7 protein-coding genes are annotated in these 11,978 nt (G+C 54.2%); 5 read left to right on the top strand and 2 right to left on the bottom strand.

The annotated features are described in order from the left end of the window. Positions 1 to 94: 94 nt before the first annotated feature. The 5 genes from sucC (at position 95) to G006_RS25960 (ending at position 7,298) form a co-directional block, all read left to right on the top strand. Complete coding sequence (gene sucC / locus G006_RS0118775) at positions 95 to 1,261, top strand: ADP-forming succinate--CoA ligase subunit beta (protein ID WP_020484772.1); 1,167 nt, start codon at positions 95 to 97, stop codon at positions 1,259 to 1,261. Next, a complete protein-coding gene (gene sucD / locus G006_RS0118770; RefSeq protein ID WP_020484771.1) occupies positions 1,261 to 2,136 on the top strand; it encodes a succinate--CoA ligase subunit alpha in 876 nt (291 codons plus the stop codon). Before sucC ends, sucD begins: the two co-directional genes overlap by 1 nt. Beyond that, positions 2,136 to 3,782, top strand: a complete 1,647-nt coding sequence (locus G006_RS0118765; RefSeq protein WP_020484770.1) for an NAD+ synthase — start codon at positions 2,136 to 2,138, stop codon at positions 3,780 to 3,782. The genes sucD and G006_RS0118765 overlap by 1 nt, the downstream gene beginning before the upstream one ends. A 3-nt stretch (positions 3,783 to 3,785) precedes the next feature. Beyond that, positions 3,786 to 4,913, top strand: coding sequence for a hypothetical protein (locus G006_RS0118760; RefSeq protein ID WP_020484769.1), 1,128 nt, complete (start codon positions 3,786 to 3,788; stop codon positions 4,911 to 4,913). Positions 4,914 to 5,213: 300 nt separating this feature from the next. After that, positions 5,214 to 7,298 (top strand): putative bifunctional diguanylate cyclase/phosphodiesterase, encoded by a 2,085-nt coding sequence (locus G006_RS25960; protein WP_020484768.1) that lies wholly within the window; start codon positions 5,214 to 5,216, stop codon positions 7,296 to 7,298. Between the two features lie 70 nt (positions 7,299 to 7,368). Here G006_RS25960 and G006_RS0118750 read toward each other — a convergent pair whose 3' ends face one another. Further along, a complete protein-coding gene (locus G006_RS0118750) occupies positions 7,369 to 10,845 on the bottom strand; it encodes a hypothetical protein (RefSeq protein ID WP_020484767.1) in 3,477 nt (1,158 codons plus the stop codon). Positions 10,846 to 11,032: 187 nt separating this feature from the next. Then, a complete protein-coding gene (locus G006_RS0118745) occupies positions 11,033 to 11,977 on the bottom strand; it encodes an alpha-E domain-containing protein (RefSeq protein ID WP_020484766.1) in 945 nt (314 codons plus the stop codon). Position 11,978: the final 1 nt, after the last annotated feature.

Genomic DNA, 11,978 nt, shown 5'->3' with positions numbered 1-11,978 from the left:
CGGGTTTTTTATGCAGAGTTAGTTAGAATGTTTGTCAGTTCAATCATAGCACCAACTTGAGACGCCGCGATTTAAGCCATCCATGGAGCACTAAATGAATATTCACGAATACCAGGCGAAACAACTCTTCAAAGAGTTTGCGATCCCCACACCGCAAGGCGCCGTGGCAACAACGCCCGAACAAGCGCAACAAGCCGCACAGTCATTGAGCAGTCCTGCGTGGGTAGTTAAAGCCCAAATCCATGCCGGCGCCAGGGGTAAAGCCGGCGGCGTGAAGGTTGCCCGGACTCTGGACGAAGTGAAGGATTACAGTGCTGCGATGTTGGGCACGCGTTTGGTCACGCATCAAACCGATGCCGCCGGCCTGCCGGTCAATAGCGTTTGGGTGGAAGAAGCCTCGGCAATCAACCAAGAATATTATTTGAGTTTGTTGCTGGACCGGGAAAGCGAACGGCTAATTTTTATCGCCTCCGCCGCCGGCGGTATGGACATCGAAGCGGTGGCCGCAGAGACGCCGGAGAAAATCGTCCGCGTGCCGGTGCATCCCGCTGCGGGACTGCAACCCTATCAATGTCGGCAAGTTGCGGCAGCGCTAGGACTGGGCAAGGACCAGCAAAGCCAACTGCAAACTATCATGACCGGCCTGTATCAACTGTTTTTAGCCAAGGATGCCAGCCAAATCGAAATCAACCCACTGATCCAAACCGATGACGGCAAACTGGTAGCGCTGGACGGCAAGATCAATTTCGACGACAACGCCATCCCCTTACACCCTGACATCGCCGCGATGCGCGATGCCTCGCAGGAAGACGCCAAGGAAGCGGAAGCCAAGCAGTTCGATCTTAATTACATCACGCTGGACGGCAATATCGGCTGCATGGTCAACGGCGCCGGACTGGCAATGGCAACCATGGATATGGTCAAACTCAAAGGCGGCGCACCTGCCAACTTCCTGGATGTGGGCGGCGGCACCAATAAAGACAAGGTGAAAGCTGCATTTAAATTGATTTTATCCGACGGCACCACCAAAGCGGTCTTGGTGAATATTTTTGGCGGCATCGTCAAATGCGATGTGATCGCAGCCGGCATCCTGGCAGCGGTCGAGGAAATGCATTTGACCATACCGGTCGTAGTGCGGCTGGAAGGTACTAATGTTGAGCAAGGGCTGGCTATGTTGAAAGACTCAGGCTTGGGTCTTTACGCGGCCGAAGATTTGAACAGCGCCGCCGAACAAGCGGTTAAATTGGCGGAGGCTGTCTAATGTCCATTTTGATCGACAAACACACTAAAGTCATTTGCCAAGGCTTCACAGGCAAACAAGGTACCTTTCACTCCGAACAAGCTCTAGCTTATGGTACCCGATTAGTCGGCGGCGTCACGCCGGGACGCGGCGGCTCCAAGCATCTGGATTTACCGGTATTCGACACCGTCGAACAAGCCGTTAAAACCACCGGCGCCACGGCAACGATGATCTACGTGCCACCGTTTTTCGCCGCCGACGCGATTCTGGAAGCGGTCGATGCCGGCATCGAACTGATTATCTGCATCACCGAAGGCATCCCGGTGCTGCAAATGCTAAAAGTTAAAGCAGCAATGCAAGGCACTAGCTCATTGCTGGTCGGCCCCAACTGCCCCGGCGTGATTACGCCAGGGCAATGCAAGATCGGCATCATGCCCGGCCATATCCATCTGCCCGGTAAAATCGGCATCGTTTCCCGCTCCGGCACCCTGACCTACGAAGCCGTGCATCAAACCACCCGCGAAGGTTTGGGACAAAGCACTTGCGTCGGCATTGGCGGTGACCCGATCCACGGCATGAACTTCATCGATGTACTGAGCCGTTTCCAAGACGACCCGGACACCCATGGCATCGTCATGGTCGGTGAAATCGGCGGCAGTGACGAGGAACAAGCTGCGGAATTTATCAAGGCAAATGTCAGCAAACCGGTGGTCGGCTACATCGCCGGCCAAACCGCACCGCCCGGCAAACGTATGGGCCATGCCGGTGCAATTGTCACCGGCGGCGCAGGCACAGCGGCTGGCAAAATTGCGGCGATGCAAGCAGCCGGCGTCAGTATGGTCAGTTCGCCTTCGGATATTGGCGTCGCGATGCGGGATTGTTTTTCCAAAACATAATGTCGATAAAAATAGCGCTAGCCCAACTGAACTTAACAGTTGCCGATATTCAGACCAACACCGGCAAGATTCTGGCCGCCGCTGAACAAGCCAAACAGCGGCAGGCCGATTTGGTCGTGTTTCCGGAGCTATGTGTCACCGGTTATCCACCTGAAGACTTACTGTTTCGACCGGATTTTATTCACCAGGCGCAACAAGCCGTTGCCGAAATTGCCGAGAAGGTCTCCGGCATAACGGTGGTGATCGGTTATCCCGAACAGCGGGACGACAGTCTCTACAATACCGCAATAGCCTTACGCGACGGCCGAACGCTTGCCGAGTACCATAAGCGGGCCCTGCCTAACTACGGTGTATTCGATGAACAGCGTTACTTTACCGCCGGCGCACAAACCTGTCTGTTTACGGTTAAAGACAGCCAGTTGGCGTTGACGATTTGCGAAGACATCTGGCAGCCCGGCATCATTGCCCAAAACCGCGCAGCCGGCGCTGACATCATCCTGACCCTGAACGCTTCGCCGTTTCATGCCGGCAAAATGCAGCAGCGCGAGGATATTATTTGTTCGCAGATTAAAGCCGAGCAGATACCGTTGGTTTATGTCAATCAAATCGGCGGCCAGGACGAGTTAATTTTCGACGGTGCCTCATTTGTCGCTGATTCTAACGGCAGCGTAGTATTTCGAGCGGCGGAATTTACGGAGCAACTCGGTATCGTCGAATTTGTCGATCAACAACCGCAAATATCCACCATCGCCGACTTGTATCAACCCGTGGTCAGCGAATACAAGGCGCTGGTGTTGGGCATTCAAGACTACGTGCGCAAAAACGGCTTTCACGGCGCGATTCTCGGCTTGTCCGGCGGTATCGACTCCGCGCTGGTATTGGCCTTGGCGGTTGATGCGCTGGGTGCCAATCATGTCGAAGCGGTGTTGATGCCATCGCGCTATACGCAAGACATGAGCAACCGAGACGCAATCCAGGAAGCCGAAGCCTTGGGCGTCAAATATCACATACTGCCCATCGAACCAGCGGTGACTGCGTTCAACGGCATGCTGGCCCCGCTGTTTGCCGGTAGTCAAAAAGACACCACCGAAGAAAACATCCAGGCTCGTTGCCGCGGCGTATTGCTGATGGCCATTTCGAATAAACAAGGCAAGCTACTGTTGACCACCGGCAACAAGAGCGAAATGAGCGTGGGTTATGCCACGCTATACGGCGACATGGCCGGCGGTTTTGCGCCGTTGAAAGACGTATCGAAATTACTGGTCTACCAACTCGCCGAATACCGCAACACTCTGTCACCAGTCATTCCGCAACGGGTCATCACCCGTGCGCCGTCGGCGGAATTGGCACCGGACCAAAAGGACGAAGATTCCCTGCCGCCCTATTCTGTGTTGGATCCTATACTTGCTTTGTATGTGGAACAGGACAAATCCGCCGCCGAGATCGTAGCACATGGCTTCGCGGTTGCCGATGTGCACAGAGCTATTTCGCTGGTGGATAGAAACGAATATAAACGCCGGCAATCGCCGCCCGGTATCCGCATCACGCCCAGAGCGTTTGGCCGTGACCGCCGCTACCCTATTTCATCCGCTTATCGCGGCACGGCCGCGCTTAATAAACCGGCGCCCGACAACGTTAAGGAGTAAATCATGTCAAAAATGCGTACCCTGTTACTTACCACCGGCTTGCTGCTGACTGCACAGACCGGTATGGCCCGCGAAATCAATATTCCGGTGCCAATGGAGTACGGTTTAATCAAAAGTGTGCTGGTTAGCGAGCTGTACGACGGCCCGAATGAATCGGTAAGAGCCTGGAAAGACGGCAAACAATGCAGTTTTCTGGATCTGGACCATCCGCAAATCAGCGGTGAGCAAGGCCAGGTCAAAATTCAGAACAATGTACAAGCCCGAGTCGGCACCGCGCTGGGCGGCAAATGCATGACCTTGATCGAATGGTCCGGCATTTTGCAAACCTTGCAACAGCCGACCTTGGATGCTTCCGGTAACGTACTGAGCTTCCCGGTCACCCAACTGAATGCGTTTGATCGCAACGGCCAGCCATTAAATATCGCCCAACTGCAATCGCTGATCAAAAAAGCCGCCGAACCTAAGCTGGCCGCCCTGAAAATCGATTTAAACCAATCCCGCCCGGACATTACTAAAACTCTGCTTCCCTTCATTGCCGCCGAAGATAGCGAGGAGTTGCACGACACCATCAACAGCCTGCGCTTCAATCAGGTCAAAGCCGATGAGAAAGGTATTTTAATCAACGTGGGCTACAGCGCTACCAACCAAAATACCGGCGGCTTAAAAGCGGCCCCGGTATTGAACGAAGCGGAATTGAAACAATGGCGTAGCCTCTGGCAAAGCTGGCAGGCGTCTTTGGAAAAGAATATTGAGAAAGCCCCTATCGCCACTAACGCCGATGCCGGCCGGGCAAGCTTGCGCGATGTACTGCAAAAAGCCGGCGTAGCCTTTGAACAAGGCCTGACTGCGGAATATGTCGCGGAAAACGATCCGGTGCGCAAGTTCTTCAACAGTTCCTGGGACGTACTCGCCCCGCTACTACGTGACGCGTCAACGCAGTTGCCGGGCAATAGCAGCCTGCGCTATGTGACGCTGATTGCCGCGACGGACTTGATGTACGAATTGGAATCGATAGGCTCGCCGTTAGGCCTGGAAGTCTCTTCCAACGGCCTGCGTAAACTAGCGCGTTCGCTAATCGCCCAGGAATTTCCAAAAGGCAAAGGAAAAACCAAAGCCAAACGCAAGGGCTAAACCCCGAAAACCATCCAGGGACGGATCGTTTCAATATCCCGTTACTCTTCCAAAGCCGGCCATGGAAAGCCTGGCGAGGAACAGCCTCGCGCGCTAATCCCCCCACTTCAGCGGCCCCAGCTCGGCCATCTCGCTATCCGGGCATTAGCTATTTTTATTTAGCGGGATTTGGGTTAAGCTCCCCCGCCAACCACACGATACAATAACGCTAAGGAAGGTATGAATAAATAGCTAGCTAGGCTCGCTCGCCGCCGACTAGCCGATTTTTGACATCCGCCTTCCATCACGGTCATCGAAAGCATGCAAGATCATACTCTCGACATTACCAGCTACATGCCGCATGGCCATTGCTACCTATGGCAGAGCGATTTATTGTTGTTGCATGTAGTGTCCGACGCGCTGATCGTGTTGTCGTATTACTCCATCCCGTTTGCGTTGTTATATGTACTAAAAAAACGCAAAGACATTCCGTTTAGCTGGATTTACTGGCAGTTCGGCGTGTTTATCTTGCTGTGCGGCACCACGCATCTGCTCAGTATCTGGAACATCTGGATACCGGATTACTGGCTGTCCGGCGCCATCAAAGCCGCGACCGCGGCCAGCTCCATCGTCACCGCCATCCTGATCTGGCCCTTGATTCCCAAGGTGTTGGCCATTCCCAGCCAGAAACAGCTGCTGGCCGCCAATAGCGCGCTGGCCCAGGAAATAGACAACCATAAAAAAACCGAACAGGAATTGCGCAAGCTGTCGCTGGCCTTGCAGTTCAGCTCCAGCATCGTGGTGATCACCGACCCCAAGACCCGCATCGAATATTGCAATCCGGCCTTTTACAAATTAACCGGCTACTGCGAACAGGAAGTGCTGGGCCAAAAAGCCAATCTACTCAAATCCGATCTGACCTCTCCCAAGACTTATAAAGACTTGTGGACGACTTTACGCGCCGGCTCGGCTTGGCACGGCGAATTTTTAAACCGCAAAAAAAACGGCGAGTTGTTCTGGTGTCTGGAATCGATTACCCCGGTGCTCGACGAGCACCATAACGTGACCCATTTCGTGTCCATCATTCACGACATCAGCGACCGTAAGAATTCGGAAGAAGTCATCCGCCACATGGCCTATTACGACCCTCTGACCGACCTGCCGAATCGCACGCTATTCAACGAGCGCCTGAATCAGGCCATCGGCCAGGCCAAACGCTATCAGACTCGCTTCGCAGTGATTTATTTGGATTTGGACCATTTTAAAAACATCAACGACACCCTCGGCCATCTAGTCGGCGATAAATTGCTGATCGAGGTCGGCAAACGCATCACGCAGTGCTTGCGCGAGCAAGAAATCGTCGCCAGACTGGGCGGCGACGAATTTGCGCTGATCGGCATGAATTTGCGGACGCCGGCCGATGCCGGCGATATCGCCAGACGGGTGATCGATACCATCAACCAAGCGTTTTTCATCGACGACCATCAATTGTTCATCGGCACCAGTCTCGGCATCAGCGTGTATCCCACCGACGGCAGCGACGGCCAGCAATTGCTCAAACATGCCGACGACGCGCTATACCTGGCTAAACAGCGCGGTCGCAATACCTTCGAGTTTTACAACGCCACCGCCAACGCCCAATCACTGCGCCGCCAAGCCATCGAAAACCTGTTACGCCACGGTCTGGCGCGCAACGAATTTTCCCTGGTTTACCAGGCTAAAATCGATTTGCACAGTAACCGAATTGTCGGCGCCGAAGCTTTGCTGCGCTGGCTGCCGGAAATCGGCCCGGTGACGCCGGAAGAGTTCGTACCGATCGCCGAAGACATCGGCTTGATTGGCGAGATCGGCGAATGGGTACTGCGTAGCGCCTGTCGAGACTATATGAGCCCGGCTTTACAGGCCCGGAGCGAATTGAAACTGGCGGTCAATCTTGCCAATCGCCAATTCAAGCAAACCGATTTATTGGCGCTGATCGATAGGGTGCTCTCGGAAACCGGCTTACCGACATCCCGGCTGGAATTCGAAATTTCCGAAAGCATATTGATGGAGCGCGCCGAACAGGCCGAGCACTACATGCAAGGCTTGAAACAACGCGGCATCCGGCTGACGGTAAACAACTTCGGCAGCGGCCTGTCTTCGCTAAGAAGACTAAAACGCTTTCCGGTGGATACCCTGATAATAGCCCCGGCCTTCGTCAACGACATCTGTAATAATCCCGACGACGCCTGCATCGTCCGTTCGCTGATCGGCCTGGCCCACGGCTTAAACTTGCGGGTCGAAGCCAAGGGAGTGGAAACCGAACAGCAGCGGGATATTCTCACACAACACTATTGCGACCGGGCTCAAGGCCATTTTTTCCGTCTACCGCTGCCTATCGAAGAGTTTAGCCGCATACTCGACTGAATAATGGCGGTAGGCTAGCGGGGTAGCCGCAGCACGGCGACCACCCCAAAACTTCAGCAGTCAGTCGCGCTTAATCCGCCCCGCCCCGATACGGCCCCAGCGGATCCGCACCCAAGGTACCGACCAAGGATTCTAAATAAGCCGGCGACGCCAGCTCCACCAACGTCTGTTGCGCCTGCCGATGCCGCTCGACCAGCTTCAATTCGCCAATCAAAGTCTGGTGAGTGCTTTCTTGTAGGAAGCCGCCCAAATAATCGACATGCCGTTGCCATAAGGCAATGTCGCGCTGCTGCTTGATATGCAGGCGTTCCCGATACCAATCCGAGGCCAGCAAATAATCGCGGGTAAACATCGCCCGTATCTCCGGATGATGCGCATCCTTGCCCTGATAATGACCGTCGGCCATGATATGCAGCAAAGCATACAGCGGCGGACATGCGTCTTCTATGCTGCCGTCTTCGAGATATTGCTGGGCCACGCGCTGCTGGGTTTCGACGATATTATTGATACCATCCACAAACACCTCCAGATCCTGACGCTCGGGCTGCAAAATCTCGTCGGTAAATACCGCATACGGATTATCGAAGATTTTACCCATCAAGCCGTGCACGAAATGACTGGTGATGCGATAACCCAAACGGCTGGCCAAGACGATTTGGCCCTTGTGTTCAAAATCGGTTAACGGTTCCAGATAGCCATGTTCCAACAAAAATGCCGGGTGGCGCTCTTCGCGCGACAGCCGCGCCCAAATCTCCGGAATCAACAAGCTGATGTCGTGATCGACGCGGGTATCCGGACCAATAAACCCGGCCGAGCTGGAAAAACCCGGATAACCGGTCAAAATGAACGAGACCAGCGCATTGTTCAAATCGACCGTGCCGCGCAAGGCATTGAACGGCCCTTTAGTCAGCGCACCTTCACTACCGGCTCCGGTAGTAGACGGCGATTTGCCGGTCAAGGAACAGACAAAGTCCATAAACAGTTCCGGCAATTCTTGATAATGAATCGGGTTGTAAACCGCCAACGCGCGGATACCCGGTTCGGGCGGATTGTTGCGGCGCCCGGTCAATACCGCATCCACCGGATGACAGAGCGGTTGATTGAGCGGAATTTTGCGATGCAAACGCGCACCGATTTCCGCCACGTATTTCCGTAAGGGTTTCACCACGTCCACGCGAGTTTCCAGATAGCGCGGATTTTTCGACGGTTTGCCGTTCACCAAACGCGGATGTGCGGAACACACCACATAGCCTTTACCGTCCTGGTAAGCATCGCTTAATAGCTTTTGCATAGGCGCGGTGAATTTGGAAAAAGTCATCACGTCCTCGACCACCGCCGACAACTGCTCGTGATCCAAAGGCTCGAAATTGGCCATAAAATTACCCGGCCCGGACATGTTCAGCTCGGTCTGCTTGTCGTAACCCGGAATAATCGCATCGTCCGGGCGTTGAAACAGTCGATATTCGCAGTTGCTGACCAACTTCAAACTCATTTCATACCCATCGTCCGGCAGACAGGCTCGCACTGCTTGCTTCGGTACGACAACCGAAGCACTGATGTCGTCTTCCATCTGTACTTTCTCGCAAGCAATATAGTCTTGCCGCACCTTGAAGGTTCGCCAGCCGCCGTCCAGATCAAAACCTACCCGTAAATAAGTGGCGACGATCTTGCGCTGGTTCAGCTTCAACTCGTGACCGGGCGCGCCGTCGATAATGTCCACCGACAGATTGTCGCGCCAATTGTTACCCCATTCCGGCCGGTAAAAGCGCTTGATCAAAAACACCAAAGCCAAAATACTGGGCGGAATGGACCGCAGCCAATCGTTAAATTCCGGCGTATGGTTGGGAGAAGGCGTCAATAACTTGATTACTGAACCCAGGCTGCGCTCCGAACTGAGCACAGTTCGGCTAGGGCCGCGGTCTTCGCGCTCGAAGCCTGGCAAGAAGCGGCCGGTATAATCTTTATCGAAAATCGCCTGCACCCGATCCAGATCGTGCTGCAAATCGTCCACAAACAGCGGCCCGTAGATCGCCGCATCCTCGATGGATTTGGAAATTTCCGATTTGCCGCCGCCGGACACTGTGCAGGGCTTGTGACAAAACGTACCTTCCGCGACGGTGCCGATCAAGCGCCAGGATGGCGCGCCGGGATGCTTACACATCTCGATTTTATAACCGTTGGGCTGCACGTAGATTTTGCCTGGTTGCAAGCGAATGCTATGGCTTTGGCCGTTACGGAGCCAGGTAATTTTCTGGGTAGCCAGACTCATCCGCAAATCCTGCGGTACGTAGATAATGTCCGGAAAATGCCTATCTACCGCATAGCCTTCCGGCTGCACATCCATGATCGCGCCGTAGTGATAAGTCATCTCATCGAAATCGTAGCCCGGTTCGCGGGTCAAACTGCCAATGCCAAACTCATCGCCGTGATTGACGCGGCGAAACGCCAATGCGCCGCCGGCATGCTCTTCTTCCGCCAAGCCGAACAAATTGGCGGCATAGCTGATCTGGGTTTTGACTTCCTTCTTGCAATAACCGTAATAGTTATCGGCCAGCAAAGTGACGATCACACCGCTACGGTCGCGCGCAGTCAGTTTAAACGCCTGACCGTCGTTATACAGTTCCTCGGGATCTTGCCAGCACATGCCATCGGCGCGTTGCCGTTCGCTGGCTTCGTCCCAATGCGGCAATCCGAGCTGCTTCTTGGTAAGCTTAGTTAAATGCGGCGCCAGAATCACGCAGCCGCTGTGGCCGGACCAATGCTCCACATCCAGGGCCGCATCGCATTCCGGCAAAGCCGGATTGCCGCCGTTACCGAAGATACTCTCAACAAAATCCAGATTGCTAACCAGGTTGCCCGGCGCAAAAAACCGGATTTCCATAGACTTTTCGGCAGCAACGCCGGGAATTTCCGGACAGACGACCGGGCGCATCAGCAAGGATGCAAACATCCGCGCCGGCTTGGGTTGGTGGGCGGTAAACGGCAGCACCATCAAATCGTCGGGTGGATTCAGCGCCTCGCCCAACATCAAGGCAAAGGTCAGCTTAGGCACCTGCTTCTTGTCGCCAGGCACCGGCAGGCCGCCTTCGGCAACATGAAACGAACCTTGTGTGGTACGCCGGTCACTGGCCGGATTGTGCAAAATGCCCTGCTTGACTCGGAAGCTGGACACGATTTCGGAACGAAATTCATCCTCGCCCAGGGGCAAGGACAATTCGCGCGCCACGCCGTGCTTATCCAGCTCGAAGGTCATCGTCGGCAAGCTGGGGATTTTGGCCAAGCCAAGATCCGCGCAATAGCGCTCCAGGAAATCTTGAATCCGTCTGTCGGCGGGATAAAGGGAGGAACTGGCCAACAAGCGGCTTTTTTCCAGATAGCTATTCAGCAAGTCCTGGGCGGTATCCATAAACTGCGCCGACTCGGTATCGATACAAATCGGCTGCCCGCACGAAGCCAGTTTCAGATTGATATAAAGATGCAGTTGTTGCTTAACAGCTTGCTCGTCTTGCCCCACCGGCCCCAGACCCAACGCCCTTAGCTTATCCATAATCCTCCCCCCTTTAGTTTTAGAAAACGATGCTTCCATGATATAGCAAACCTGGGGCCTGGGTCAGTAGCAATCCAAGCAACGCCCCTTCTATCCAGCTTGCTTCCGCTCAGCAACCCTAGCTCACAGCACTACAACTGCATGGCTGGTAAAAATCTTCCTGTTGGCAATAGTGTCAATTTTTCTCCTATTCGGCCTCGCCAAGATTATTTAAAAACCACATTGCGGCGATTTGCTTGTGTAAATCGTCGAACTTAGCTTGCAAGCCGTCCAGCACCTGATGCAATTGCTCCGGTGTAGTCTGCTTGATATCGATGGCCAGTACCTGTTGTTCCAATTGCTCCAGCTGCGGGAATAGCTCAACCGCATTCGGCAAGCGCTTGATACAGTGGGTTATCTCTTCGATACAATGCACCACAGCCCTGGGAAAGTCGGGGTTTTTTAACAGATAATTCAAAACGTCTTCGCCTTTGATTCGATTGCGAACGTGCTTGCGATACATCAACACCGCACTCAACGACTTCAAGACGTTGATCCACAAGATAGTCTCGTATTCGCGCATCTTAGTACTGCGATTTTCCGCCAGCAAAACCGTGCCAAAATCCATGATCCGGCTGGTCATATCGGCGCGTTCCAGATTCCGGCCGATACAGATAAAGCGGGCGCTGTCGCTGCGGCTCATAGACCCGGCCATAAAGCCGGTAAAGCGTTGGCATCCGGCCATGATTTCTTGCAAAAACAGCGCCCTACCCCGGCGATTGGACAGGCTATCCAGATTGTTATTGGCGTAAAGATACATCTCGTTGACCTGCTGCCAGGCTTCGTCCGGCATCAGCTCTCGGCTGGTGCGAATATTCTCGCGGGCAAACGACAAGGACGCCAGCAAAGAGCCCGGATTGCTCATGTCGGCCAGCAAAAACCGCGTGGTATTTTGCTCGCTGGGGTTTTTAAAGCGTTGGTAAAACGCCTCTTCCACGCCGCAAATATTCAACAAATTGCGCCAGCCCAACTCCACCCCGTAAGGCAAGTCGTAGATCAGATGCATCGTGGCGCTGATCAGGCGGGCGGTGTTTTCGGTGCGCTCCAGGTAACGAGCCATCCAGTACAAGCGTTCGGCGGATCGCGATAACATC

Origin of the sequence: Methylomonas sp. MK1 (assembly GCF_000365425.1) — a bacterium.
Lineage (GTDB): Bacteria > Pseudomonadota > Gammaproteobacteria > Methylococcales > Methylomonadaceae > Methylomonas.
Note: the sequence above shows the minus strand (reverse complement) of the source record. Positions and strands in the feature narration are given on the sequence as shown.

What these genes read in the sequence shown, in the direction of transcription:
- sucC (WP_020484772.1), top strand. Translation starts at nt 95, where the DNA reads ATGAATATTCACGAATACCAGGCGAAACAACTCTTCAAAGAGTTTGCG.
- sucD (WP_020484771.1), top strand. Translation starts at nt 1,261, where the DNA reads ATGTCCATTTTGATCGACAAACACACTAAAGTCATTTGCCAAGGCTTC.
- G006_RS0118765 (WP_020484770.1), top strand. Translation starts at nt 2,136, where the DNA reads ATGTCGATAAAAATAGCGCTAGCCCAACTGAACTTAACAGTTGCCGAT.
- G006_RS0118760 (WP_020484769.1), top strand. Translation starts at nt 3,786, where the DNA reads ATGTCAAAAATGCGTACCCTGTTACTTACCACCGGCTTGCTGCTGACT.
- G006_RS25960 (WP_020484768.1), top strand. Translation starts at nt 5,214, where the DNA reads ATGCAAGATCATACTCTCGACATTACCAGCTACATGCCGCATGGCCAT.
- G006_RS0118750 (WP_020484767.1), bottom strand. Translation starts at nt 10,845, where the DNA reads ATGGATAAGCTAAGGGCGTTGGGTCTGGGGCCGGTGGGGCAAGACGAG.
- G006_RS0118745 (WP_020484766.1), bottom strand. Translation starts at nt 11,977, where the DNA reads ATGTTATCGCGATCCGCCGAACGCTTGTACTGGATGGCTCGTTACCTG.